Source organism: Ruminococcus sp. (assembly GCF_024691275.1).
GTDB lineage: Bacteria > Bacillota > Clostridia > Oscillospirales > Ruminococcaceae > Ruminococcus.
In genome coordinates this window covers 56637-82011 of sequence record NZ_JAILNU010000112.1, presented here as the reverse complement: position 1 = coordinate 82011, position 25375 = coordinate 56637, and the positions used below count along the sequence as shown (strand labels likewise).

At 44.1% G+C, this 25375-nt stretch carries 26 protein-coding genes; 23 read left to right on the top strand and 3 right to left on the bottom strand.

Going from position 1 to position 25375, the window contains the following annotated elements:
- Nucleotides 1–88 precede the first annotated feature (88 nt).
- Nucleotides 89–325: a PC4/YdbC family ssDNA-binding protein gene (locus K6G33_RS14090; protein ID WP_296780700.1), complete on the top strand. Its 237-nt coding sequence runs from the start codon at nt 89–91 to the stop codon at nt 323–325.
- 29 nt (nt 326–354) lie between these two features.
- Here K6G33_RS14090 and K6G33_RS14085 read toward each other — a convergent pair whose 3' ends face one another.
- Together K6G33_RS14085 and K6G33_RS14080 are read right to left on the bottom strand one after the other, a co-directional pair.
- Entirely contained in the window at nt 355–1221 is an 867-nt protein-coding gene (locus K6G33_RS14085) for an undecaprenyl-diphosphate phosphatase (protein WP_296780754.1), read from the bottom strand.
- A gap of 59 nt (nt 1222–1280) precedes the next feature.
- Nucleotides 1281–1949: a Crp/Fnr family transcriptional regulator gene (locus K6G33_RS14080; RefSeq protein WP_296780698.1), complete on the bottom strand. Its 669-nt coding sequence runs from the start codon at nt 1947–1949 to the stop codon at nt 1281–1283.
- A 103-nt stretch (nt 1950–2052) separates the two neighbouring features.
- On the opposite strand from K6G33_RS14080, the gene nrdD reads away from it, so the two are divergent.
- The 9 genes from nrdD (at nt 2053) to K6G33_RS14035 (ending at nt 12336) form a co-directional block, all read left to right on the top strand.
- Nucleotides 2053–2319: an anaerobic ribonucleoside-triphosphate reductase gene (nrdD, locus tag K6G33_RS14075; RefSeq protein ID WP_296780695.1), complete on the top strand. Its 267-nt coding sequence runs from the start codon at nt 2053–2055 to the stop codon at nt 2317–2319.
- 68 nt (nt 2320–2387) lie between these two features.
- The gene (locus K6G33_RS14070; RefSeq protein WP_296780693.1) at nt 2388–2939 is read left to right on the top strand and encodes an NADH peroxidase; all 552 of its coding nucleotides are present in this window, start codon (nt 2388–2390) and stop codon (nt 2937–2939) included.
- Nucleotides 2940–3339: 400 nt separating this feature from the next.
- On the top strand, nt 3340–6117 hold the full coding sequence (locus K6G33_RS14065) for a glycoside hydrolase family 3 C-terminal domain-containing protein (RefSeq protein WP_296780691.1): 2778 nt from the start codon (nt 3340–3342) through the stop codon (nt 6115–6117).
- Between the two features lie 2 nt (nt 6118–6119).
- Nucleotides 6120–6461 carry an arsenate reductase family protein gene (locus K6G33_RS14060; protein ID WP_296780689.1) on the top strand — a complete coding sequence of 114 codons (342 nt, stop codon included), beginning with the start codon at nt 6120–6122 and terminating at the stop codon, nt 6459–6461.
- Between the two features lie 187 nt (nt 6462–6648).
- Nucleotides 6649–7998 carry an SPFH domain-containing protein gene (locus K6G33_RS14055; RefSeq protein ID WP_296780688.1) on the top strand — a complete coding sequence of 450 codons (1350 nt, stop codon included), beginning with the start codon at nt 6649–6651 and terminating at the stop codon, nt 7996–7998.
- Nucleotides 7999–8214: 216 nt separating this feature from the next.
- Complete coding sequence (gene glmS, locus K6G33_RS14050; RefSeq protein WP_296780685.1) at nt 8215–10053, top strand: glutamine--fructose-6-phosphate transaminase (isomerizing); 1839 nt, start codon at nt 8215–8217, stop codon at nt 10051–10053.
- Nucleotides 10054–10211: 158 nt separating this feature from the next.
- Complete coding sequence (locus K6G33_RS14045) at nt 10212–10874, top strand: DNA alkylation repair protein (protein ID WP_296780683.1); 663 nt, start codon at nt 10212–10214, stop codon at nt 10872–10874.
- 15 nt (nt 10875–10889) lie between these two features.
- Entirely contained in the window at nt 10890–11708 is an 819-nt protein-coding gene (locus K6G33_RS14040) for an HAD-IIB family hydrolase (protein ID WP_296780680.1), read from the top strand.
- A complete protein-coding gene (locus K6G33_RS14035; protein WP_296780678.1) occupies nt 11698–12336 on the top strand; it encodes a class I SAM-dependent methyltransferase in 639 nt (212 codons plus the stop codon). Before K6G33_RS14040 ends, K6G33_RS14035 begins: the two co-directional genes overlap by 11 nt.
- A 177-nt stretch (nt 12337–12513) precedes the next feature.
- Here K6G33_RS14035 and yunB read toward each other — a convergent pair whose 3' ends face one another.
- A complete protein-coding gene (gene yunB, locus K6G33_RS14030) occupies nt 12514–13179 on the bottom strand; it encodes a sporulation protein YunB (protein WP_296780676.1) in 666 nt (221 codons plus the stop codon).
- A gap of 122 nt (nt 13180–13301) precedes the next feature.
- Here yunB and K6G33_RS14025 point away from each other — a divergent pair, with 122 nt between their 5' ends.
- The 13 genes from K6G33_RS14025 (at nt 13302) to gpmI (ending at nt 25370) form a co-directional block, all read left to right on the top strand.
- A complete protein-coding gene (locus K6G33_RS14025; RefSeq protein WP_296780673.1) occupies nt 13302–15875 on the top strand; it encodes a translation factor GTPase family protein in 2574 nt (857 codons plus the stop codon).
- Nucleotides 15876–16113: 238 nt separating this feature from the next.
- Nucleotides 16114–17511 (top strand): pyruvate carboxylase subunit B, encoded by a 1398-nt coding sequence (locus K6G33_RS14020; protein ID WP_296780672.1) that lies wholly within the window; start codon nt 16114–16116, stop codon nt 17509–17511.
- Nucleotides 17512–17523: 12 nt separating this feature from the next.
- A complete protein-coding gene (locus K6G33_RS14015) occupies nt 17524–17922 on the top strand; it encodes an OadG family transporter subunit (RefSeq protein ID WP_296780670.1) in 399 nt (132 codons plus the stop codon).
- A 2-nt stretch (nt 17923–17924) separates the two neighbouring features.
- Nucleotides 17925–18323, top strand: a complete 399-nt coding sequence (locus K6G33_RS14010; protein WP_296780668.1) for a biotin/lipoyl-containing protein — start codon at nt 17925–17927, stop codon at nt 18321–18323.
- Nucleotides 18324–18336: 13 nt separating this feature from the next.
- On the top strand, nt 18337–19554 hold the full coding sequence (locus tag K6G33_RS14005; protein WP_296780666.1) for a sodium ion-translocating decarboxylase subunit beta: 1218 nt from the start codon (nt 18337–18339) through the stop codon (nt 19552–19554).
- 132 nt (nt 19555–19686) lie between these two features.
- Nucleotides 19687–20163, top strand: coding sequence for an alpha/beta fold hydrolase (locus K6G33_RS15305; RefSeq protein ID WP_367270511.1), 477 nt, complete (start codon nt 19687–19689; stop codon nt 20161–20163).
- A 171-nt stretch (nt 20164–20334) separates the two neighbouring features.
- Nucleotides 20335–20457, top strand: coding sequence for a hypothetical protein (locus K6G33_RS15300; protein WP_367270510.1), 123 nt, complete (start codon nt 20335–20337; stop codon nt 20455–20457).
- Between the two features lie 164 nt (nt 20458–20621).
- On the top strand, nt 20622–21842 hold the full coding sequence (gene pgk / locus K6G33_RS13995) for a phosphoglycerate kinase (protein ID WP_296780665.1): 1221 nt from the start codon (nt 20622–20624) through the stop codon (nt 21840–21842).
- Between the two features lie 48 nt (nt 21843–21890).
- The gene (locus K6G33_RS13990; RefSeq protein ID WP_296780662.1) at nt 21891–22331 is read left to right on the top strand and encodes a hypothetical protein; all 441 of its coding nucleotides are present in this window, start codon (nt 21891–21893) and stop codon (nt 22329–22331) included.
- A 35-nt stretch (nt 22332–22366) separates the two neighbouring features.
- Nucleotides 22367–22591 carry a hypothetical protein gene (locus K6G33_RS13985; RefSeq protein WP_296780660.1) on the top strand — a complete coding sequence of 75 codons (225 nt, stop codon included), beginning with the start codon at nt 22367–22369 and terminating at the stop codon, nt 22589–22591.
- 18 nt (nt 22592–22609) lie between these two features.
- Complete coding sequence (gene tpiA, locus K6G33_RS13980) at nt 22610–23386, top strand: triose-phosphate isomerase (RefSeq protein ID WP_296780657.1); 777 nt, start codon at nt 22610–22612, stop codon at nt 23384–23386.
- Between the two features lie 53 nt (nt 23387–23439).
- A complete protein-coding gene (locus K6G33_RS13975) occupies nt 23440–23847 on the top strand; it encodes a hypothetical protein (RefSeq protein ID WP_296780656.1) in 408 nt (135 codons plus the stop codon).
- A gap of 2 nt (nt 23848–23849) precedes the next feature.
- Nucleotides 23850–25370 (top strand): 2,3-bisphosphoglycerate-independent phosphoglycerate mutase, encoded by a 1521-nt coding sequence (gene gpmI / locus K6G33_RS13970; RefSeq protein ID WP_296780653.1) that lies wholly within the window; start codon nt 23850–23852, stop codon nt 25368–25370.
- The last annotated feature ends 5 nt before the right edge of the window (nt 25371–25375 follow it).

Below are 25375 nucleotides of genomic sequence, written 5' to 3'. Positions count from 1 at the left end.
GTTTTCGGGTATAGACAAAACGATTTTTTTATGATATAATATCAAATTGAAATGGCGATACCGTCAAAAACGGAAAGGAGATAGCAGTATGGCAGAGCTGAAATATGAGATCACAGAAAAATTAGGTGTTTTATCCGAAAATGCAAAGGGTTGGTCCAAGGAACTTAACCTTGTAAGCTGGAACGAGCATGAACCAAAGTACGATATCCGTGAATGGTCTCCCGATCATTCCAGAATGGGAAAGGGTGTTACTCTTACAGCAGATGAGCTTGCAGAGCTTAAAGAGCTTCTTGCAGGCATCGACCTTGATTCTTTTGATGAATAATAAAAAAGCAGCTCATTGAGCTGCTTTTTTCATTTAACTACTGCTTTTGTGCCGAAGTATAAAAGAACAAGTATTCCGAGGATTATTCTGTACCAGCCGAACACCTTGAAATCGTGCTTCTTTATGTAGTCCATGAGGAACTTGATTACGAAAACAGATACTACAAATGCAACGATCATGCCTGTAAGAAGTACGGCAAGCTCGCTTCCGCTGAATCCGAAGCCGAACTTTACGAGTTTGAGCAGACTTGCACCGAACATAACAGGGATAGCAAGGTAGAATGTGAATTCAGCAGCAACTGTACGTGATACGCCGATGAGCAGAGCACCTACTATAGTTGCGCCCGAACGTGATGTTCCGGGGAAGAGGGCTGCGATAAGCTGGAATATACCGATTATGAAAGCTGCTTTATATGTAAGCTCTGCAATGGTGTTTACCTTTGGCTTTTTTCCCTTGTTCCAGTTCTCGACGATAATGAATGCAACACCGAATATTATAAGTGCGATGGCAACTGTCCACGGGTTATAAAGATGCTCGTCTATCCAGTCGTCGAGAGGCATTCCCACTAAAATAGCAGGTATGCAGGCTACGAGGACCTTGAACCACATGGTAAATATGTCTGTCTTGACCATCTGTCCGAAAGGCGAAGCGTTCAGCGGATGGGCGTTGCCCTCTTTTCCGAACGGCCACAGCTTTTTCCAGAAAATGACAACTACAGCCATGATTGCGCCGAACTGAATGACAACATCGAACATTTCCTTGAAATCATCTGACTGATCGAGTTTAAGGAACTCTCCTACAAGGATAAGATGTCCTGTACTGCTTATAGGAAGCCATTCCGTAATTCCTTCGACAATACCGAGAATGATTGTTTTGATTATTTCCCAGATCATAATATGTTTTGTTCCTTTCAAATAAAATACAAAGATTATTATATCACACATATATATGCGTGTCAATTGTCAGAGTCACGATTTCTCATAAGCTTGAATTTTCTCTTTGATATAGTAAGCACTCCATTATTTTTCAGGCGGGTTATTTCACGCTGTAAAGCGCTTCTGTTGACGCAGAGGTAATCCGAAAGGGCAGTTGTTGAAAACGGTATCTGCGGTGCTTTGCCATTGGGAGTTTTCTCCTCGATTATGCTCAGGCAGCTTATAAGCTTTTCCTCGATAGTACGCTGACTGAGCACCTCAATGCGCTCATTCAGGGATATTGCCTTTTCCGACATGAGCTGAAGCAGGTTTTCGACGACTTTTGAATGACACTGACAGGCTTTTTCGCATCTTTTTGTGATTTCTGACCTTCTGACGAACATAACATTACATTCTGTTTCGGCTACTATCTCGATACCGCTTCTCTGAGAAGCAGTAAATGTAAAATACACGCCGAATATGCTCTGCTCATTGAGTGATTCCATAATGGAGCGGACACCGTTTATATCATATCTTACCATAACAGCCGTACCGCAGAGAATAACACCGAGTTTATCGGGATTGTCAGAATAGTCCATTATTTTCTGTCCGCTCCTGAACGTTTTGATATCTGCATTGAAGCAGGATATCATGCGTTGGCAGTCGGACTGATCTATTCCCTTGAATAATATATTATCCTCAGGCAACATAAAAAATACCTCCTGTGTTGCAATTGCAACAGATTTTTTGCTCTCTTTATGATACAATACATTATGACAAATGTCAACACTATTTTGTATGGAGGTCAAAACAATGAAGATTAATGTTATCGGTGAACAGCTCTCTCAGGACGAGATAAATGCTTACATAGATTACGGCAAGCAGAAATACAGCGACAGAGAGATCATTGGAATGACTGTTAAGGTCGACGGAGAGTATGTAGACCTTAAATATGATTTTGCGAAGGATATACCTTTCGACAGGATCAGAAGGATAACAGGCTATCTCGTTGGTACGCTTGACCGCTTCAACAACGGTAAACGTGCTGAAGAACACGACAGAGTAAAGCACACTGTATAACTGTCCCGTATGTGAACGCAGGTGTTTTCAACGGGCTCTTATAAAAAACACTACGGAGGTAAAAGATTATGAAAACATATGTATGTCCAGTATGCGGCTATGTTCATGAAGGAGATGCACCACCTGAGAAATGTCCGCAGTGCGGAGTTCCGGGCTCAAAGTTCAACGTTAAGGAAACAGGCGATAAGCTTGTATTTGCTTGCGAGCATGAGCTTGGTGTTGCAAAGGCTGTAACAGATCCCGAGATACTTGAAGGACTCAGAGCAAATTTCAGCGGCGAATGTACCGAGGTAGGTATGTACCTTGCTATGGCAAGAGTTGCATACAGAGAAGGATACCCTGAGATCGGTGCTTACTGGGAAAAGGCTGCATATGAAGAAGCAGAACACGCTGCAAAGTTTGCTGAGCTTCTCGGTGAGGTTCTTTCTGCTTCCACAAAGGAAAACCTTGAAAAGAGAGTGGCAGCTGAGCACGGCGCTACCGAAGGAAAGCTCAAGCTTGCAAAGAGAGCTAAGGAGCTGAACCTTGATGCTATACATGATACAGTACATGAGATGGCAAGAGATGAAGCGCGTCACGGCAAGGCTTTCGAGGGACTTCTCAAGAGATATTTCGGCTGATATAGACATTAATAACCGACGTACATAAGTAGGGGACTCATACAGAAACCTTACACGTAATTATCGGGGAGAACCATTCTGAGGAAAGGTTCTCCCCGTCTCCAAATACAATGCCTTTAACACGAATTTTCCGCAGATAGGGCGTTCCCTGCATAACTTGCAGGGCTTTTTAATTGCTTTGAGCGCTTTATCTGAGAAAAATCCATTTCGGAAGTTTTAGGAAAGGAGTTTGAAGAAGGAATCTATATCACGTAAAAACTTCTGTATAAACACTGTGCTTATATCTCGTCAGTTTTTATTTTATAAACTTTTTGCGTAGATTTGTACAAACCGCTTGAATTATTGTGCAAAATTTGATATAATATTATTACCGAAATTTTTTCACAGTGAGGTAATAGCTATGAAAAGAATACTTGATTGGAACAAATATCTGGAAAAAGCTGCACAGACAGTTTCCGAGGGCATCGTTATGCTGAAAAATGAAGGCGGTGCTCTTCCGCTTGATGTAAATGAGACTGTTTCCGTCTTCGGACGCATACAGCTTCATTATTATAAAAGCGGTACCGGTTCAGGCGGAATGGTAAATGTGACTAAGGTCACAGGTATCCTCGACGGTCTCCTCGAAGCAGGAGTAAAGATCAACGAGGAACTTCTGGAAATCTATCGCAAATGGGACGAAGAGAACCCATACGAGCTTGGCGAAGGCTGGGGCGCAGAACCGTGGTCACAGAAGGAAATGCCCCTTGACGACGACGTTGTGAAGAAGGCTGCGTCTGTAAGCAGCAAAGCTGTTGTTATAATTGGACGAACAGCAGGCGAGGAACAGGACGCACGCGCAGAAGAGGGCTCGTATCTTCTTACTTCTGTCGAGCTTGATATGCTGAAAAAGGTAAGAGCTCATTTCGATAAGGTAATAGTGCTGCTCAATGTGGGCGGACTTATAGACCTGAACGACATCGAAAGCACATCGCCTGATGCTCTGCTATTTGTATGGCAGGGCGGTATGACAGGCGGAACCGGAACGGCGGACGTTCTTACAGGCAAAACAAGTCCTTCAGGAAAGCTTCCCGATACCATTGCAAAAAATGTATCGGATTACCCGTCAGATCCGTATTTCGGCAACAAGACAAGGAATTGCTATACAGAGGATATTTTTGTCGGTTATCGCTGGTTCGAGTCTTTTGCTAAGGACAATGTGCTGTATCCCTTCGGATTCGGACTTTCATATACAACTTTCAGCATTGAGACTTCTTCTGTAAGCGGAAACGATATACTGACATTCAGTGTTAAGGTCACTAATACAGGCAGCCGCAAAGGAAAGGAAGTCGTTCAGCTGTACGTTGAGAAGCCGCAGGGCGCACTGGGACAGCCGGCAAGAGTTCTGTGCGGATTTGCAAAGACTAAGGAGCTTTTACCCGATGAAGCTCAGGATCTCAGTATCGTAGTAAAGATGAGTGATATCGCTTCGTATGATGACTCGGGAGCAGCAGGAGAGCCATATTGCTGGATACTTGAAGAAGGAAAGTATAATTTCTGTTTAGGTTCAGATGTTCGTTCGGCGTCTCCTGTGTTCACGAAGGAGCTGCCCGAAAAAATCGTTGTGCAGCGCTGTTCGCAGGCTCTTGCTCCTGTTGAGGATTTTGAACGCATAAAAGCTGTTTGCAGCGGAGATAAACTATCTTATATCAAGGAACAAGCTCCACTCAGCAAGGTCGATGAAGCAAAAAGACTTGCGGAAGGTATGCCTGCCGAAATACCATATACAGGCGATAAAGGCATCAAGCTCATTGATGTCAGAAACGGAAAGAATACGATGAATGAGTTCATCGCGCAGCTTTCCGATCATGATCTTTCGTGTATTATACGCGGTGAAGGTATGGGAAGCCCTCGCGTAACTGCGGGTACAGCTTCTGCCTTTGGCGGTGTTTCGGACACGCTCAATGAATTCGGCGTTCCTGCTGCCTGCTGTTCCGACGGTCCCTCGGGCATGAGACTTGACTGCGGAACAAAGGCGTTCAGCCTTCCGAACGGTACTCTTATAGCATCTACGTTCAACAGAGAGCTTGTTGAGGAGCTCTTCGAGTTCATGGGAACGGAAATGGTGGCAAACAAGGTAGATTGTCTCCTCGGACCGGGAATGAATATCCACCGCCACCCTCTCAACGGACGCAATTTCGAGTATTTTTCCGAAGATCCTTATCTTACAGGTCATATGGCGGCAGCCGAGCTCAGAGGACTTCATAAAGTCGGCGTTACAGGAACGGTCAAGCACTTCTGCGCAAATAATCAGGAGAAAAACAGACATTCACTTGATTCGGCAGCTTCTGAACGAGCACTTCGTGAGATATACCTCAAAGGCTACGAGATAGCTGTCAGGGAAGGAAACGCCGACTCGATAATGACAACATACGGCGCGGTCAACGGTCTCTGGACGGCAGGAAACTATGACCTGAACACTATTGTTCTCCGCAATGAGTGGGGATTCAAAGGCTTTACGATGACAGACTGGTGGGCAAATGTCAATTACCGCGGCGAAGAACCCGAAAGGAGCTTTTATGTTCCTATGGCTCGGGCGCAAAATGATGTGTATATGGTTTGCTCTGACAGCTCATGTGTTGACGAGAGCATCATGACGGCTCTTGAAAACGGCAAGCTCACAAGGGCTGAATTACAGCGTAATGCGGCTAATATTCTCGGCTTTCTTCTTGGCACGAACGCGCTTAAACGTATGGAAGGTGAGGAGGATACCGTCGAAATAATCAACAGACCTGACGGTGACGAGATATCTGACAAGCCTGTTGTGTTCTACGATCTCAACAAGAAGCTTAGCATAGATCTCAGCGGTGTCAGAAGCGTTAAGGGACAGAACTACTCGTTTGCTCTTACAGTCGAACCGGCAGGCTGGTACAAGGTGACCGTTACCGCGTCATCAACACAGAGCCCGCTTGCACAGATACCGATAACGTTATTCTCAATGGGAACTCCGAGCGGTACACTGACATGGAACGGTACAGACGGCAAACCTGTTTCGTATACGACCGAGATACCAATGTTCTCACGCTTTACGGCTATGCGCATTTATTTCGCGCAGAACGGACTTGATCTGCACAGCATAGAATTTGAACTGACACGTACAACAGACAGTATGGACGCAGCTTTTGTCACGGAGGAAGACTGATAATGAATATACAGATATTCGGAACAAAGAAATGCTTTGACAGCAAAAAAGCAGAACGTTACTTCAAGGAACGCGGTGTTAAGTTCCAGTTTATAGATATGAAGGAAAAAGGCATGAGCAAGGGCGAGCTGAACAGCGTGAAGCAGGCTGTCGGCGGCATCGACAAAATGATAAATGATGCTCACAAAGACAAGGATCTCCTTGCACTTCTAAACTATCTGTCAGACGAAGATAAGGAAGAAAAGATACTCGATAACCCACAGATTATACGAACTCCTATCGTCAGAAACGGAAAGAAAGCGACGATAGGTTACTGCCCTGATGTTTGGAAAGAATGGGAGTAAATTTGGTTAAAACAAAAAAATATATATTGATGGGTAAAAATTTGATAAAAAGGTAGTGCATTTTATCCGTAAATATGTTATAATTACAATGTGTTAGTGGAATGCTGACATATTTTTGACGGAAAAAGCCAATTTTCCGTTTAATATCATTTTTTATAGGGATTTTTTCCCGAAAGGAGCTATAATTATGGGTCTTATTCAGGCAGCTCTCGTAGGAGCAAGTCAAACTCTCGCTGATACATGGCAGGAATTCTTCGTTTGTGATTCGATTCCTTCAGATGTACTTGTTGTAAGAGGTAAGAAGCAGCTTGGAAAGCATTCTTCCAATACAAAGGGCAACGAAAATGTTATATCAGACGGAAGCGGTATCGTTGTACATGAAGGTCAGGCTATGATAATGGTCGATCAGGGCATGGTAACAGAGATCGCTACACAACCGGGTATATATAAATATGAAACAGGTACTTCGCCAAGCATCTTCTCCAGCACATTCGGTGCAGGTCTTAAAGAGACCTTCAAGGAAATGTGGGATCGTATCAAGCACGGCGGTACAGCTGCAAAGGATCAGAGAATATACTACTTCAACATGAAGGAGATTCTCGACAATAAGTTCGGAACACAGAATCCTGTTCCTTTCAGAATGACATATCAGGATCTGGGAAGAAGCTTCACAGTCGGAGTAAGATGCAACGGTATCTATTCCTACAAGATCGCTGACCCTGTTCTTTTCTATGTAAATGTATGCGGCAACGTAACAGATCAGTTCAGACGTTCAGAGCTGGATAATCAGCTCAAGAGCGAGTTCCTTGATTCTCTCCAGCCTGCATTTGCAGCTATCTCGGCTTCGGGCATCAGATATGATGAGCTCCCGGGCAGACAGAGGGAAGTAAAGGCAGCTATGGAGAATGAGGTCGATCCGATCTGGAAGGAGAAGAGAGGTCTCAAGATCTGGACAGTTAATATCAATTCCGCTACTATCTCCGATGAAGATACCAAGAGAATTCAGGAATTTGAGGACAGAGCATGGAACCGCGATCCCGGCAATGCTGCTGCTACACTCGTTGAGGCTCAGGCACAGGCTATGCAGAATGCTGCAAAGAACCCTAACGGTGCTGCAATGGGACTCTTCGGAATGGGAATGGCTAATCAGGCAGGCGGTATGAACGCACAGGGACTTTTCAATATGGCTCAGCAGAATCAGGCTGCTCAGATGCCGCAGGCTCCTGTTGCACCTGCTGCACCTTCTGCTGCATCAGCTGATTCATGGAATTGTGAGTGCGGCGCTGCAAATACAGGCAAGTTCTGCTCTACATGCGGAAAGCCAAAGCCTGTTCAGCTCACACTGGACGGTTGGGTATGCGAGTGCGGTCATGTAAACAAGGGTAAGTTCTGCTCAGAGTGCGGAAAGCCAAAGCCTGTCGGCGCACCTCTCTATAAGTGCGACAAGTGCGGCTGGGAGCCTGAGGATCCAAAGAATCCTCCTAAGTTCTGCCCTGAGTGCGGCGATCCGTTTACTGACGATGATATCGTTAAATAAGTACATAAAAACAGACGAGCTAAAATGCTCGCCTGTTTTTTGTTGATGGTATAAGTGATTTTTACCGAATAATACAGCAATCATGCAAAAAATTTAAATATTTGTTTGCGATTGACAAAGCTAAATATTTGATATATAATAAATGTAATGTGTCATAATATCTCTATCGTATGACTATCGTATATATCAAGAATAAATATATGGAGGAAACATTTTATGTGCGGAATAGTTGGCTTTACAGGAAGCACTCAGGCAGCACCTATACTGCTTGACGGTCTTTCAAAGCTTGAATACAGAGGATACGATTCAGCAGGAATAGCTGTACGTGACGGCGAAAAGGACGTTGAAGTTGTCAAGGCAAAGGGAAAACTCAAAGTCCTCAAAGAAATGACAAATGACGGAAGCGCAGTAAAAGGCGACTGCGGAATCGGTCACACCCGTTGGGCTACACACGGCGAACCTTCTGCACTTAACGCACATCCTCATTCAAGTGACGACGAGAACGTCGTTGCTGTACACAATGGTATCATCGAAAACTATCAGGAGCTCCGCGAAAAGCTCAGCAAGAGCGGCTACTCATTCAAGTCTCAGACAGACACGGAAGTAGCTGTTAAGCTTATCGACTACTACTTCAAGAAGTACGGTCTGGGCCCTGTTGATTCCATTGCAAGAGCAATGATAAGGATCAGAGGTTCATATGCCCTTGCTGTAATGTTCAAGGACTACCCGGGCGAAATATATACTGCCCGTAAGGACAGCCCTATGATAATCGGCATCGCAAACGGCGAAACATATGTAGCTTCCGATGTTCCTGCTATACTTAAATATACAAGGAATGTATACTATATCGGCAATATGGAAATTGCAAAGCTTGTAAAGGGCGCTGTCACTTTCTATAACATTGACCGTGAGGAGATCGAAAAGCCTCTCACAGAGATCAAGTGGGACGCTGAAGCAGCTGAAAAGGGCGGCTACGAGCACTTTATGCTCAAGGAGATACACGAGCAGCCTAAGGTAGTTCGTGATACAATAAACTCAGTAATCAAGAACGGCAAGATTGACTTCTCGGATATCGGACTCACAGATGATGAAATGAAGAAGATAAGCCAGATCTATATCGTTGCCTGCGGAAGCGCATATCACGTTGGAATGGCAGTACAGTATGTTATCGAAGACTTCACTTCGATACCTGTAAGAGTTGAACTCGCTTCCGAATTCAGATACAGAAAAATGTCACTTGTAAAAGACAGCCTTGTGGTTATAATAAGCCAGTCCGGCGAGACAGCTGACAGTCTTGCAGCTCTCAGAGAGGCTAAGGATAAGGGCATAAAGACACTCGGAATCGTAAATGTTGTCGGCTCTTCCATTGCAAGAGAGGCAGATAACGTATTCTATACACTTGCAGGTCCTGAGATATCTGTTGCTACAACAAAGGCATACAGCACTCAGCTCATAGCAGGCTATCTCCTTGCAATGCAGTTTGCAGTTGCTCGCGGAGAAATGACCGAGGAGAAGTGCGGCGAGCTTCTTGAAGAGCTCAATACTATACCTGAAAAGATCGAAAAGATACTCGAAGATAAAGAGCGTATCCAGTGGTATGCAAACAAGCTTGCAGGCGCTAAGGACGCATTCTTTATCGGACGCGGCATAGATTATGCTATCGGTCTTGAGGGAAGCCTCAAGATGAAGGAGATCAGCTATATCCACTCCGAAGCATACGCAGCAGGCGAACTGAAGCACGGTCCTATCAGCCTTATCGAAGAGGGTATCCCTGTAATAGGCGTTCTCACACAGCAGGAGCTTTATGAAAAGACTGTAAGCAATATGGTCGAGGTAAAGAGCCGCGGCGCTTCACTTATGGGACTTACAACTTACGGAAACTACAGTATGGAAGACCTTGCTGATTTCACAGTATATATCCCACAGACAGACGCTCACTTTGCAGGAAGTCTTTCCGTTATCCCACTCCAGCTCCTCGGATATTATGTATCAGTTGCAAAGGGCTATGACGTTGACAAGCCGAGAAATCTTGCAAAGAGCGTAACAGTAGAATAATAGAGCGGATCATTTGATCTGAATATAATTCAAGAATATCAGCCATAGCATTTGAAACGAAGATATCAGATGCTATGGCTTTTTAATTGACATATCGTATTATATGCTGTATACTTAATTTAGCATCATTCGCCTGAAAGGACTATAAGGAGAAAGGCATGGATAAATTCGCACTTATAAAAGTTATTCTTGAAAAGCATCGTAATACAGAAAATGCGGCAGCTATGTCAAAATACATGAAAAACAAGTTTGAGTTTTACGGAATTGCCGCGCCTGAACGCAAGGAACTGTTCAAGGACTTTATCAGATCCGAGAAGAAGACAAAAGCTATAGACTGGGAGCTCCTTGACAAGTGTTATGAGGATAAATACAGGGAAACTCAGTATTTTGTCTATGACTATCTCCTTGCAATGAAAAAATACGTATCTTTTAAAGATATCGGTGAAATAAGAGGCTACATCATTACTAAGGCGTGGTGGGATACCACCGACTTTCTTTGCAAAGTAATTGGTGATGTTGGTCTGAGAGATGCAAAAGTCAAAGAGCTCATGCTGGAATGGTCTGTCGATACTGATATCTGGGTCAGAAGAGCAGCTATTCTGCATCAATTGGCGTACAAGGATAAAACTGACTGCGAATTGCTTGAAAAGATAATATGTAACTGTTTCGACAGCGACGAATTCTTCATAAACAAGGCTATAGGCTGGGCGCTGAGAGAATTCTCAAAGACCTCTCCCGAATGGGTGAAAGATTTCATTAACAGACACAAGGACAAAATGAACAGCCTTAGTATAAAGGAAGCAAGTAAATATATAATTTAAGTTCAGGGGATATGTATGAAAACACTTTATTTATCTGACCTTGATGGTACGCTGCTCAACAGCGAGCAGAAAACCACCGACTATACAAATAAAGTCATAAACGATCTTGTTGGCTCGGGAATGAAATTTTCATATGCCACAGCTCGTTCATGGAACACTGCAAGAAAGGTGACAGACGGTATATCTGTCAGTATCCCCGCTATAGTCTATAACGGAGCTTTTGTAATAGATACTTTAAGCGGTGAAAGGCTCATTTCCAATTATTTCGGAAAAGATGTCCACGATGTGATAGATGATATGACAGAAAAAGAGATTTTTCCCACTGTGTACTCAGTCAGGGAAGCTGAAGAAAAATTTACGTTTATCACCGATAAGATAACAGCCGGAATGGCTGATTTCGTCGAGTCGAGAAAGGGGGACAGCAGAACAAATCCTGCATCAGATGTCTCTGATCTTCATAAAGGGGAAATATTCTATCTCACTTGCATCGACGAATACGAAAAGCTGCTGCCTTTTTATGAAAAATACAAGGACACGTATCATTGTGTCTTTCAGCGGGATATCTATTCTAATGAGCAGTGGCTGGAGATAATGCCTTTCAAGGCATCAAAATCACGGGCAGCTCTACAGCTCAAGGAATTTCTGAAGTGCGACAGGCTTGTAGTATTCGGCGACGCGCTCAACGACAAAGACCTGTTTGAATGTGCTGATGAAGCGTATGCAGTTGCAAATGCCGCACCTGAACTCAAAGATATCGCTTCGGCGGTGATTGAGAGCAATAACGACAACGGAGTTGCAAAATGGCTGCAAAGGAGAATGAATAATGGCCGATAAAAAAATATCAATAACAGAACTGGGAGATCCACGTAAGCCGCATGGCGAAGCAGGTGCAGAAATGCTCGAAGGAATGAATGAGCATCATTATGCTGTAACAGGCTGGGCGCTGGAATTTTTTGACTTTAAAGAGAATGATCGGGTGCTGGATATAGGCTGCGGAGGGGGAGAGACTCTTCGCAGAATGTCGGTTATGACTGAGAAAGGGAAGCTCACAGGTGCAGATTACTCTGAATTATCCGTTAAAATGTCAAAAGAGCATAACAAGGCAGACATCGAAAGCGGAAAGATGAAGATAATCGAAGCTTCTGTAGAAAAGCTCCCTTTTGACAACGAAGCATTTGACAAGATAATAACAGTCGAGAGCTTTTATTTCTGGCCCGATCCGCAGGAGAATCTCAGGGAAGTCTTCCGAGTGCTCGCAAAGGGTGGAAAATTTCTTATCGTTGCGGATATAAACGGCGATGCCGAGCTTGATGAGACAGATATTGAAGGAATAAAAAAATTCAGTCTTTACAATCCGCGGTTGGACGAATTCCGTATGCTTCTCGAAAATGCAGGATTCATTAATGTTGCAGTTCACACTAAAGACGGACAGAAATGGGTATGCGCCGAGGGAAATAAATAAAAACAAGGATGAATAAAAGAACAGTTCAATATTTTATCATTACATTCGCTGCATAATGTCGGCAAAAGCATATTACCTTGTATTGTATATCATTCTGTCGGCAATTCGATCGTAAGTTAATGCAATGCCCCGAAGCATTTTGGAATGCTTCGGGGCAAAACTTTTGTATGGGTATATTCACTGTAATGCAGGCTTACTTCCTTCTAAGATATAAGGAACTATATTCGGTACAGAGCCTACCAATACGCTCTCCGCAAGGACAAACTCGAATTTGGAAACAACCTCGAATGAATACAGCGGAGTTGATGAGCTCATTTTCACACGTATCACAGCTGATATCTTATGTACGGTCTGGTTTATGCCCGAATCCTCAAATCTGCTTTGTAGCTCCACGGAAGCAACTCCGATAGGTGCAACTCTTATTCTTACCTTCGGCCCTTTTCCTGTGAGCAAAAAAGAATCCGTCAGCGTACCTAAGGGGATATCCGTATATTTTTTGCCTGATTGTTCAAGCTCCCTGTTAATAAGAAGAGTCAGCTCTGATTGGACTTTATTTATTGTATACGGCAGAGTTTCGATAGAGCTTGCTTTACTGCTGCTGTCGTACAATACACAGGCAAAATCATTATACTTGTATTTGTTTTTTTCAAGATAACCGCAGACAGTTTTCTCTATGATCTCGTTGGCTGTCTTTTCTGCAAAGTGTTCAGCCTGAAGCTGAGCATAAGGACGCAGAGCGCATTCGGTTCTGAACAAACTCAGCAATACGACTGTCACCGTGAGGATCAAAAGGATACATATCTTATTTTTGGGCTGTTTTCTGTGTCGTCTGATGCGCCTCATGCTATCGTTCCTTTCATTTGTCCTATACATATTATATTCAGTTTATTTTAAAGTGTGATATATATGGACAAAACTGTTTTTTTATGATAAAATTATTATAATCAATTATAAGGAGTGATCGGGTGAAGAAAATAACTATAGGCATAACAGCTCACGTTGATTCGGGCAAGACAACTCTCTCCGAAGCGATTTTGTATAAAACGGGAAGCATACGTAAATTCGGAAGAGTTGACAACGGCGATTCGGCACTTGACACCAACTCGATAGAACGAGAAAGAGGTATCACGATCTTTTCGGCTCAGGCAGAATTCAAAACAGAAAATACTTTTTTTACACTGCTCGATACTCCGGGACACGTTGACTTTTCAGCAGAAACAGAGAGAACGATGTGCGTCCTTGACTACGCTGTGCTTGTTATCAGCGGAACTGACGGCGTACAGAGCCATACATCGACCTTGTGGAAGCTGCTGAGCAAGTATGAGATACCTGTTTTTATCTTTGTTAATAAAATGGACCTTATTGGCGCGGATAAAAGCTATATCGTGAATGATCTCCGCAGCCGCCTGTCTGGGAACTTCGTTGATTTTTCGGGAGAACACAGCGAGACATGTGAGAATACAGCCATGTGCTGCGAGGAGCTTATGGAAAAGTTCCTTTCGGACGGAACCTTATCCGATGCAGATATTGCAGATGCAATAAAGACAAGGAAGGTTTTTCCGTGCTGTTTCGGTTCAGCACTGAAGCTTGAAGGCATAGAGGGATTTCTGAAAATACTGGACAGTTATACTGCCGCATCGGAATATCCCGATGAATTCGGAGCAAAGGTTTACAAGGTATCATATGACCCGAAGGGCAGCAGGCTTACTCATATCAAGGTCTTAGGCGGTCAGCTGAAAATGCGTGATGAGCTCACTTACAAAAACCAGAATGGCGAGGACATCTCATGTAAGGTAAGTTCCATAAGGTTTTACTCGGGCGAAAAATTCAGGACTGCCGATATTGCCGAAGCAGGAGAAGTATGTGCGGTAACGGGGCTTACAGGCTCGTTTGCAGGACAGGGGATCGGCTTCGTGAAGAATTCCGAAAAAGCATACCTTGAACCTGTAATGACCTATAGGATAATACTCCCTGCGGATAAGAATGTATATGAAGCATTAAAGGATATGCGGCAGCTTGAAGATGAAGACCCTCAGCTGCACATCATATGGAATGAACAAAACCGCGAGATACACGTTCAGCTTATGGGAAGCATACAGCTTGCAGTGCTGAAAAAACTTATTTCCGATAAATTCAACTATGATGTTTCATTCGCTGACGGTGCGGTCACATACAAAGAAACGATTAGAAATGCAGTTGAAGGTGTCGGTCACTATGAGCCGTTAAAGCATTATGCAGAAGTGCATATCCTTCTGGAGCCTCTGCCTGCGGGAAGCGGTCTTCAGTATGATACCGTATGCTCGGAGGACGACCTTGACAGGAACTGGCAGAGACTTATCCTCACACATATTACAGAAAAGACGCATATCGGAGCTCTTACAGGTTCGCCTATCACGGATATGAAGCTGACTCTTGTCAGCGGAAAGGCTCATCTTAAACACACAGAAGGCGGGGACTTCCGACAGGCAACGTACCGCGCAATTCGTCAGGGACTTCGCATGGCTGAGCCGATACTGCTTGAGCCTTACTACAGTTATGAGCTGGAGATACCCGCAGAAAACGTCGGAAGAGCTATCTCGGACCTTCAGCATATGTGTGCTGATTTCGATACTCCCAGAAACATTGGAGAAATGGCAGTTATAAATGGTACTGCTCCTGTTTCTGAAATAAACAACTATCAGTCGGAGATCATCGCGTACACTCACGGCAAGGGCAGGATATCCCTTGCTCTTGACGGCTACAGAGAGTGTCACCGAACAGAAGAAGTTACTGCTGAAATAGCCTACGACTGTGACGGAGACATTGAAAACAGCGCTGATTCGGTGTTCTGTTCTCACGGAGCAGGTTATGTGGTCAAATGGAACGAAGTGTATGAGCATATGCATTTGCCGCTGTCGCTGAAAGATGACGCTGAATATGAAGAACCGCTCGAAAGCAAGCGTTCCAAAGCTGCAAAATTCATTGAGAAGGCTGTGAGCGATGAAGAGCTCATGGAGATATTTGAAATGACTTACGGAAAGCTCAACCGTGATCCTGTAAGAACTTTCAAAAAGACCAGGGCTGTCGAGCTGAGTGATAAAAAAGTACGACTCCCTCAGTACGAAGGACCTGATTATCTTCTGGTAGACGGCTATAATATCATTTTTGCATGGGACGACTTGAAAAAAATAGCCGAGGAGAACCTCGATGCAGCAAGAAGCGAACTCATTAATAGAATGTGTAATTATCAGGGCTATGCAGGCTGTGAGCTCATACTCGTTTTCGACGCTTATAAGGTCAAGGGCAGACACCGCGATATAGAGAAGTACTGCAATATCAACATAGTATACACGAAGGAATCGGAGACAGCCGATACCTATATAGAGAAAGTTACACATGAGCTGTCAAAGAAGCACAGGGTACGAGTTGCCACATCTGACGGAGCTGAGCAGATCATCATTCTCGGCAACGGAGCTATGAGGATCTCGGCAGCAGAATTCAAAAAGCGGTGCATTGAAGCAGAAAAAGCCATAAAAGAGTATATAGATACTATGAAATAACAAGAAGCAGCCACTCTTAAAAAGAGCGGCTGCTTTCTATTTGGTTAAACCACTTTTAGTTTAAAATAAAAAATAAATATAAATTTGTAAAAAAGTCTGGTAATTTCAGAACAAATATGTTATAATTTTCTTTGATTGGTGTTTTTTTGCAGAATAGCAAAAAAGCTCATATCTGTTCTGATGAACAAACTGTATATTTTATCTGCAATGCAGATTTATTTTTTGAGGAGGCTTGTACATGAAAAAAGTGCAACTGACAGAAACAGTTTTGCGTGATGCCAATCAGTCACTGATGGCTACACGTCTGCCTTATTCGGATTATGAGGGAATCCTCTCCGATATGGACAAGGCAGGTTATTATTCTATTGAATGCTGGGGCGGAGCTACATTCGACTCATGTCTTCGTTATCTCGGCGAAGATCCGTGGGAGAGACTTCGCAATCTCAGAAAGAACCTTCCTAACAGCAGACTCCAGATGCTTCTCAGAGGTCAGAACCTTCTGGGCTACAAGCACTACCATGACGATGTAGTTGAGAAGTTCATCGAGCTCTCTATCAAGAACGGTATCGATGTTATCCGTATTTTTGATGCGCTCAACGATTTCAGAAATATCGAGACTGCTCTCAATGCTACAAAGAAGTATGCAACTGCCAAGACTATCGCTTCAGGCTGTATCTCATACACTCAGAGCCCTGTACATACTGTTGACAAGTACATCGAGATGTGCAAGGAACTCAAGACAATGGGATTTGATACTATCTGCCTCAAGGATATGGCAGGTACAATGTCTCCATACGAGGCTGAGCACCTTATCAAGGGAATCAAGGACGCTATCGGCGACATGACACTCATCCTCCATACACACTGCACAACAGGTATGGCTTACATGACACTTACAAAGGCTATCGAGTCGGGCATTGATGTTATTGATACAGCTACATCATGCTTCTCAGGCGGTACTTCACAGCCTGCAACAGAGACAATGTTCTATGCTCTTCAGCAATACGGCATAGAGTCAGGTCTTAACGAGGATATTATAAACAAGGTCAACGACTACTTCAAGCCGATCAAGCAGAAGTACATCGACAACGGTCAGCTCAATCCAAAGAGCCTCGGTACTGATGCTCAGGCACTCGTTTATAAGGTTCCGGGCGGTATGCTTTCAAATATGATCGCAAACCTTACAGATATGCACGCAATGGACAGATTCGATGAAGCTCTCGCTGAGATACCGAAGGTAAGAGCTGACATGGGATATCCTCCGCTGGTTACACCTCTTTCACAGATGGTCGGCAACCAGGCTGTAACAAATGTACTTGTAGGAGAAAGATACAAGAACATTTCCAAGGAAATAAAGAACTACATCAAGGGTGAGTACGGCAATCCGCCTGCACCTATCGCCCAGGAGCTCGTTGATAAGGTACTCGGCGACAGCGAAGCAGTTGACTGCCGTATCGAGGATCAGAAGCGTACAGGTGAGGAGTTCGCAGCAGCAAGAGAAGCTCTCGGTGATCTCTGCCGCAGCGAGGAAGATGCAATGAGCTACATCTGCTATCCTGACCAGACTCTCAAGTTCCTCAACGACCGCAAGGCAAAGGAAGAGAACGAAGCCGTATATACTATCGAAGAAATGTAAGGAGGCAGAGGTATGTTCAATAATCTGTTGTTTACTGCCGCTGCTGAAAATGTAAAAGAAATGTCTATCGGCGATGCTGCTATCACAGCAGTTTTCGGATACAGTGTCGTTTTTGCAGGACTTGTTATCCTTATGATACTGCTCTACTGCACAGGTGCATACTTCAAGTCGAAAGATGCAAAGGAAAAGGCAGCCGCAGATGCAGCTAAGGCAGCAGCTCAGAAGGCTGCACCTGCCGAAAAATCCCCTGAGGCAAAGACTGAGCTTCCGCTCGCACCCGGTTCAGCCGGTCACGTTAAGCTCTTTGACGTTCCTGATAAGGAAGCTGCAATGATAATGGCTATAGTTGCCGACAAAATGCAGAAGCCGCTCAATGAGCTGCACTTTATTTCCATCAAGGAGGTCAAATAATCATGAAGTATAAAGTTACACTTAACGGTAAAACTTATGAGGTCGAGGTCGAACACGGAAAGGCTGTTCTTCTTGACGAATATGAGGCACTTGCACCCGCTCAGGCAGCTCCTGCTGCTCCTGCTGCAGCAGCAGCACCTGCACCGGCGGCTGCTCCCGCTCCTGCTGCTCCTGTAAATCTTGCAGCAGGCGAGACTGTTACAGCTCCAATGCCAGGTAATATCATCAGAGTCGATGTTGCTCAGGGTGATACAGTAAAGGCTGGTCAGATACTCGTTATCCTCGAAGCTATGAAGATGGAAAACGAGATAGTTGCTCCAAAGGACGGCACAGTTGCTCAGGTCGTTACAAGCAAGGGTTCTGTAGTTGACACAGGCGCTCCTCTTGTTGTAATAGCATAAGGAGGGCACATAGATGGATATTCTTGAAACCCTGAAAACTTTGTGGAACGATTCAGGTTTCCAGAGCTTTTTCGTTGACGGGGGCTGGAAGAATCTTATCATGATATTTATATCATGTGTTCTTCTCTACCTCGGAATCAAAAAGAAATTTGAACCGCTCCTTCTCGTTGGTATCGCATTTGGCTGTCTGCTCGTAAACCTTTCTTACTTCGGTGCAGGCTCAACAGATGCACTTTATCACATGGATCTCTGGGACGAGTTCCTTGATCCGTCAAGCGAATATTACCACAGCTACGGAGCTATAATGGCTCACGGAGGACTCCTTGACATTCTTTACATAGGCGTTAAGGCAGGCGTTTATCCTTCACTCATATTCATGGGTGTTGGTGCTATGACAGACTTCGGTCCGCTTATCTCCAATCCTAAGAGCCTCCTCCTCGGAGCTGCTGCTCAGATGGGCGTTTTCCTCGCATTCTTCGGAGCTGTATGTCTCGGATTCAGCGGAAATCAGGCTGCTTCCATCGGTATCATCGGTGGTGCAGACGGTCCTACAGCTATCTTCCTTACAACAAGACTTGCTCCTGAGCTCCTTGGACCGATCGCTATAGCAGCTTATTCTTATATGGCTCTTATCCCTATGATCCAGCCGCCTCTTATGAAGCTCCTCACAACAAAGAAGGAGAGAGAGGTAAAGATGGAGCAGACTCGTGTAGTTTCAAAGACAGAGAAGATCATCTTCCCAATCATTGTTGCTATGTTCGTTATCCTTCTTCTCCCTTCAACAGCTCCTCTCGTAGGATGCCTTATGCTCGGCAATCTCTGGAGAGAGTGCGGAGTTACAGAGAGACTTTCCGATACAGTTCAGAACGCTCTTATGAACATCGTAACTGTATTCCTCGGAATCTCAGTAGGCGCTACAACAGCTGCTGAGAGATTCCTCTCACTTGAGACTATCAAGATCATCGTTCTTGGTCTTACAGCATTCTGCTTCTCAACGATCGGCGGACTTCTTGTCGGCAAGATCATGTACAAGCTCTCAGGCGGAAAGATCAATCCGCTCATCGGTTCAGCTGGTGTATCCGCTGTTCCTATGGCTGCCCGTGTATCTCAGATGGAAGGTCAGAAGGCTAATCCTTCAAACTTCCTTCTCATGCACGCTATGGGACCGAACGTTGCAGGTGTTATCGGCTCTGCAATCGCAGCAGGCTTCTTACTTGCTGTTTTCAAGTGATAACTTGATGAGTTTATAATTTAATAAGCCGCAGTATTCTGTTACAACCTGGAATACTGCGGCTTTTTATTGACATGGTTCATTGTATCATGTATAATCAGTTTATAAGTTAGATTTACAGGAGTATCTATCATGAGCTTTTTTAGATTCCGTAATAAAAATATATATTATGAAGAGTTCGGCAGTGGTACGCCGCTGATATTTCTGCACGGCAATACAGCTTCGTCAAAAATGTTCAGTGAATTTGCAAACAAATACAGCAGCCGCTTTAAAGTTGTGCTGATTGATTTTCTGGGGCACGGCAAGTCGGACAGACTTGATGTATTTCCTTCTGATTTCTGGTTTTATGAGGCACAGCAGGTCATATCCTTTCTTAGACATAAAAAGTATAAAGATGTGTACATTATCGGCAGCAGCGGCGGAGCTATTGCCGCACTAAATGTCGCTCTTGAAGTCCCTGAGCTTGTTGAAAAGATCATAGCGGACAGCTTTAAAGGAGAAAAAGCAGATAAAAAGTTTGTAGAACGCCTTGTTTCTGACAGAGAAAACGCCTTGAAAAATCCGTCTGCAAGAGGATTTTATGAATATATGCACGGTGACGACTGGTAAAAGATCGTCGTCAATGATACCTCTGCAATTATTAGACATGAAAAGAAAACAGCGAATTTCTATCATAGACCGCTCAGTGATATCAAAGCAGATATACTTCTGACAGGCAGTAAAAAAGATAGTTTCATGTATAGTGTTTATGATGATTACTACGAACAGGTGTTTTCGAAAATGCTTCAAAAAATACCAAACGGCAGAATGTATCTTTTTGAAAACGGAGATCATCCTGCAATGCTTACGAATGCTGATGAATTTTATGATATCAGTATGGATTTTCTTACGCGGAATACATAATACCATACTAATAAAAAACTTTACAAAAAATTTTCCGATTTCTAAAGAAAAATATTACGGAAACGCTTGCAAATTTTCTCAGAATAGTGTAAAATAGTATTGTACGTTGTTAATAATATAACAACAGCTATCAATGTATCTTATTACGAAAGGATGTCATACCAATGGCAGGTTTAAACAAGGTTACTGTAGAAGACATTAACGTTAAGGGCAGAAAGGTTCTCGTAAGAGTTGATTTCAACGTTCCTATGAAGGACGGCGTTATCACAAACGACAACAGAATCCAGGCTGCACTCCCAACTATCAATAAGCTCGTAGAGAATGGTGCAAAGGTAGTTCTTTGCTCACACCTCGGCAAGCCAAAGAATGGCCCTGAGGCTAAGTTCTCACTCGCTCCTGCTGCAGCAAGACTTGGTGAGCTCGTAAACACAAAGGTTACTTTTGCTGCTGATGATACAGTTGTCGGCGAAAACGCAAAGAAGGCTGTAGCTGCTATGAGCGACGGCGAGATCGTTGTTCTTGAGAATACACGTTTCCGCGGAAACGAGGAGACAAAGAACGGCGAGGAGTTCTCAAAGGAGCTTGCTGATCTCGTTGACGGCGAAGTATTCGTTATGGACGCTTTCGGTTCAGCTCACAGAGCTCATGCTTCAACAGCAGGCGTTACAAAGTTCGTTAAGGAAACAGCTGTAGGTTACCTCATGCAGAAGGAGATCCAGTATCTCGGTAATGCAGTAGAAGTTCCTGAGAGACCATTCGTTGCTATCCTCGGCGGCGCTAAGGTAGCTGACAAGCTCAATGTTATCTCTAACCTCCTTGAGAAGTGCGATACACTTATCATCGGCGGTGGTATGGCATATACATTCATCAAGGCTCAGGGCGGTTCTATCGGTAAGTCACTCGTTGACGACGAGAAGCTCGACTACTGTAAGGAAATGCTTGCTAAGGCTGAGAAGCTCGGCAAGAAGATCCTTCTCCCTGTAGATACAGCTATCGCTCCTTCATTCCCTGATCCTATCGACGCTGAGATCTCTGTAGAGTATGTTGACTCTGACAAGATCCCTGCTGATATGATGGGTCTTGATATCGGACCTAAGACAGCTGAGATCTTCGCAAACGCTGCTAAGTCTGCTAAGACAGTTGTTTGGAACGGACCTATGGGCGTATTTGAGAACCCAACACTCAAGAAGGGTACAGTTGCTGTATGTGAGGCTCTCGCACAGGCTGATGCTACAACTATCATCGGCGGCGGCGATTCTGCTACAGCTGCTATCCAGCTCGGCTTTGCTGATAAGATGAGCCACATCTCAACAGGCGGCGGTGCTTCTCTCGAATACCTCGAGGGTAAGGTTCTTCCTGGTGTTGCAGCTATCGCTGAAAAGTAATTTTATAATCAATAGGGCGGATAGAGATATTCGCCCTTGATTGCTAATATGAAAGAGCTTGAAGACTATATAAAAGAAATTGATGGCATACAAGATATTTGTGGCTTAATTATCACACTCATAGTCTTGATCTGCTTCAATGTTTTTCTATTCAAAATGTTATGGTTCGGCTTTCGGAGCATTTTCAATAAAACTCTGAATCTGCCGCCTTCCAGAAGAAAATGGTTCAGAACAAGAGCGGATGTTGTGCAGAATGAGGATACTGAGTTATATCAAACGCGGTATTACTATGATAATGTAGAATATTCGGCTGAAATAGATGGATTCACTGTATATGGCAACAAAGCTATGATATACGTTTCACGTAAAGATCCAACAGTTGTCAAGGAATTCATTCCTAAACCCGCATTGAGCAAGGAAGCAGCTTTTTCATGTATTTTCATCGCTTCCCTCATTATTCTCATCGAATCCATGCTGTTTTTTGGATAGAATATTCCGTATTTTTTCCTAAGGGGGATAATGTTATGAAGAAATGTAATTGTCTATGCAAAATAAATGAGGAGATAAAGAACAGCTCTATAGCATTTTGGCTGTTTGCTGTTTGCAGCTTCCTCATAGGTATCATCGTGGGCTTCTTTATCGCGCCTATAAAGAAGGGTGTAAAAATAGGCTGCAATAACGGCAATAATAATTGCAATAATGAGCCAAAGAAGCTGCCTTATTACGATGATGAAGAAATAAAATTCTGATTTAAGGAGTTAATTACAATGAACAAGAATCTTAGAAAAGCAATCATTGCAGGTAACTGGAAGATGAACAAGACTCGTCCCGAGGCTAAGGAGCTTCTCGAAGCTATCAAGCCTCTCGTAGCTAATGCTGAGGGCAAGATCGAAGTTATCGCTTGCGTACCTTTCACAAACCTCGAAACAGCTATCAATACAACAGCAGGCAGCAACGTAAAGGTTGGTGCTGAGAACGTTCACTTTGAGAAGAGCGGCGCTTTCACAGGCGAAATTTCTGCTGATATGCTCACAGAGCTCGGCGTTGAGTACGTTGTTATCGGTCACAGCGAGAGAAGACAGTATTTCGGCGAGACAGACGAGACTGTAAACAAGAGAACTCTTGCAGCTCTTAATGCCGGTCTCAAGCCTATCGTTTGCGTTGGCGAGCTCAAGTGGGAGCGTCAGTGCAACATCACTGAGGAAGTTATCGCTCGTCAGATCAAGCTTGATCTCTGGGACGTAACTGCTGAGCAGGTTAAGAACGTTGTTATTGCTTACGAGCCTGTATGGGCTATCGGTACAGGTCTTACAGCTACACCTGACCAGGCTCAGGAAGTATGTGCATTTATCCGTGCTCAGCTTGCTAAGAAGTACGATCAGGCAACAGCTGATGCTGTAACTATCCAGTACGGCGGTTCTATGAACGCAGGCAATGCTGCTGAGCTTCTTGCACAGCCTGATATCGACGGAGGTCTTATCGGCGGTGCTTCACTCAAGGCTGCTGACTTCAATACAATCGTTCAGGCTGCTGTAAACGGCTAAGATAAACTGAAGGGCGGATTTTATCCGCCCCTATTTTAACTTCGCATTATGATATGATACTGAAAATAGATTATGAAGTTTTTAAACTTGTCAGAGCTGAGTCTGAAAAGTTTTGGTTTGATCCATATACTTACCTTATCGTTGATAAGGACAGTGATGAGGCCGATTTTATAGAAGATCCCATACCGTTTCCGTTCACTGAAAAAAACGAAGCCGAAAAAGCCTATACTAAGACATTCGATAAAAAGCTGGCAAAGTTTTTTGAAAGTATAACAGATGAAAAGGAATTTCTGAACCGGTTCTGGGGAACTGTTGATGACGGCGGACAGAATCTTACGGATTATCGTATCTTCGAGGATAAATACTCCTTGAAGAAGATCATTGACTGGTGTGAAAAAAACGGCATAAATTATTATGTTGATAAAAGCGATTGGTATTTAAAAAGTTTTATAGGAGGATAAATATGTCAAAAAAACCTGTAGCACTTATAATCATGGACGGCTTCGGCTATAACCCTGATACATACGGCAACGCTATCGCTGCTGCAAAGAAGCCTAACATCGACAAGTACATGGCTGAGTGTCCGAACACAATCATCGGCGCAAGCGGTCTCGATGTAGGTCTTCCTGACGGACAGATGGGTAACTCTGAAGTTGGCCACACAAATATTGGTGCAGGACGTATAGTATACCAGATGCTCGTTAAGATATCCAAGGATATCAAGGACGGCACTTTCTTCAACAACAAGGCTATCCTCGGCGCAATGAACAACTGCAAGGAAAAGGGCAGCGCCCTCCACCTTATGGGACTTCTCTCACCGGGCGGCGTTCACAGCCACATGGAACACCTCTACGGCATCGTAGAAATGGCAAAGAAGAACGGTCTTGACAAGGTTTACATCCACGCTTTCCTTGACGGACGTGACGTTCCTCCGTCATCAGCTGCCGAGTATATGGAAGAAGCTGTAGCAGAGCTCAGCAAGATCGGTGTTGGTAAGATCGCTACGATCTCAGGCCGTTTCTATGCAATGGACAGAGACAACGCATGGGACAGAGTTGAAAAGGCTTATGCAGCTCTCGTTTACGGCGAAGGCGTTAAGGAGTCCGATCCTGTTCAGGCAATAAAGAACTCCTATGCTAACGAAGTTACAGACGAGTTCATGCTTCCTACAGTTATCGAAGGCGGCGCACAGATAAAGGCTGACGACAGCGTTATCTTCTTCAACTTCCGTCCTGACAGAGCAAGACAGATCACACGTTCCTTCGTTGACCCTGATTTCAGCGGTTTCGAGAGAAAGAACGGCTTCTTTAACGTTAACTTCGTATGTATGGCTCAGTACGATGCAACAATGCCTAATGTAACAGTTGCATATCCTCCTGAGCAGCTCACAATGACTATGGGCGAGTATCTTGCTAAGCTTGGTAAGACACAGCTCCGCATTGCTGAAACACAGAAGTACGCACACGTTACTTTCTTCTTCAACGGCGGCGAGGAAAAGCAGTTCGAGGGTGAAGACAGAATACTTATCAAGTCTCCTGACGTTCCAACATTCGATCTCAAACCTGAAATGAGCGCTTATGAAGTATGTGATGCAGTTTGTGAGGCTATCGAAGCTGACAAGTATGATGTTATCATTCTCAACTATGCTAACTGCGACATGGTAGGTCATACAGGAATATTTGATGCAGCTGTAAAGGCTGTTGAGGCAACCGATACCTGCGTTGGGCGCATGGTCGATGCTATCCTTGCTAAGGGTGGTGCTGCACTTATCACTGCCGATCACGGTAATGCTGACAAGATGATGGAAGCAGACGGAAGTCCTTTCACAGCTCATACCACAAATCCTGTTCCGCTCATTGCAGTCGGAGTAGACGGAGAGCTTGCTGAAGGCGGAGTACTTGCTGATCTTGCACCAACAATGCTTGATATCATGGGAGTGCCACAGCCAGCTGAAATGACAGGCAAGAGTCTTCTTAAAAAGTAATATTA

Coding starts and splice junctions, on each gene's coding strand:
- K6G33_RS13975 (WP_296780656.1), top strand. CDS start 23,440: ATGATACTGAAAATAGATTATGAAGTTTTTAAACTTGTCAGAGCTGAG.
- K6G33_RS14090 (WP_296780700.1), top strand. CDS start 89: ATGGCAGAGCTGAAATATGAGATCACAGAAAAATTAGGTGTTTTATCC.
- nrdD (WP_296780695.1), top strand. CDS start 2,053: ATGAAGATTAATGTTATCGGTGAACAGCTCTCTCAGGACGAGATAAAT.
- K6G33_RS14010 (WP_296780668.1), top strand. CDS start 17,925: ATGAAGTATAAAGTTACACTTAACGGTAAAACTTATGAGGTCGAGGTC.
- K6G33_RS14040 (WP_296780680.1), top strand. CDS start 10,890: ATGAAAACACTTTATTTATCTGACCTTGATGGTACGCTGCTCAACAGC.
- K6G33_RS14020 (WP_296780672.1), top strand. CDS start 16,114: ATGAAAAAAGTGCAACTGACAGAAACAGTTTTGCGTGATGCCAATCAG.
- K6G33_RS15300 (WP_367270510.1), top strand. CDS start 20,335: ATGCTTCAAAAAATACCAAACGGCAGAATGTATCTTTTTGAAAACGGA.
- K6G33_RS14065 (WP_296780691.1), top strand. CDS start 3,340: ATGAAAAGAATACTTGATTGGAACAAATATCTGGAAAAAGCTGCACAG.
- glmS (WP_296780685.1), top strand. CDS start 8,215: ATGTGCGGAATAGTTGGCTTTACAGGAAGCACTCAGGCAGCACCTATA.
- K6G33_RS15305 (WP_367270511.1), top strand. CDS start 19,687: ATGAGCTTTTTTAGATTCCGTAATAAAAATATATATTATGAAGAGTTC.
- K6G33_RS14070 (WP_296780693.1), top strand. CDS start 2,388: ATGAAAACATATGTATGTCCAGTATGCGGCTATGTTCATGAAGGAGAT.
- pgk (WP_296780665.1), top strand. CDS start 20,622: ATGGCAGGTTTAAACAAGGTTACTGTAGAAGACATTAACGTTAAGGGC.
- K6G33_RS14080 (WP_296780698.1), bottom strand. CDS start 1,949: ATGTTGCCTGAGGATAATATATTATTCAAGGGAATAGATCAGTCCGAC.
- K6G33_RS14035 (WP_296780678.1), top strand. CDS start 11,698: ATGGCCGATAAAAAAATATCAATAACAGAACTGGGAGATCCACGTAAG.
- K6G33_RS14015 (WP_296780670.1), top strand. CDS start 17,524: ATGTTCAATAATCTGTTGTTTACTGCCGCTGCTGAAAATGTAAAAGAA.
- K6G33_RS13985 (WP_296780660.1), top strand. CDS start 22,367: ATGAAGAAATGTAATTGTCTATGCAAAATAAATGAGGAGATAAAGAAC.
- gpmI (WP_296780653.1), top strand. CDS start 23,850: ATGTCAAAAAAACCTGTAGCACTTATAATCATGGACGGCTTCGGCTAT.
- K6G33_RS14055 (WP_296780688.1), top strand. CDS start 6,649: ATGGGTCTTATTCAGGCAGCTCTCGTAGGAGCAAGTCAAACTCTCGCT.
- tpiA (WP_296780657.1), top strand. CDS start 22,610: ATGAACAAGAATCTTAGAAAAGCAATCATTGCAGGTAACTGGAAGATG.
- yunB (WP_296780676.1), bottom strand. CDS start 13,179: ATGAGGCGCATCAGACGACACAGAAAACAGCCCAAAAATAAGATATGT.
- K6G33_RS14060 (WP_296780689.1), top strand. CDS start 6,120: ATGAATATACAGATATTCGGAACAAAGAAATGCTTTGACAGCAAAAAA.
- K6G33_RS13990 (WP_296780662.1), top strand. CDS start 21,891: ATGAAAGAGCTTGAAGACTATATAAAAGAAATTGATGGCATACAAGAT.
- K6G33_RS14045 (WP_296780683.1), top strand. CDS start 10,212: ATGGATAAATTCGCACTTATAAAAGTTATTCTTGAAAAGCATCGTAAT.
- K6G33_RS14005 (WP_296780666.1), top strand. CDS start 18,337: ATGGATATTCTTGAAACCCTGAAAACTTTGTGGAACGATTCAGGTTTC.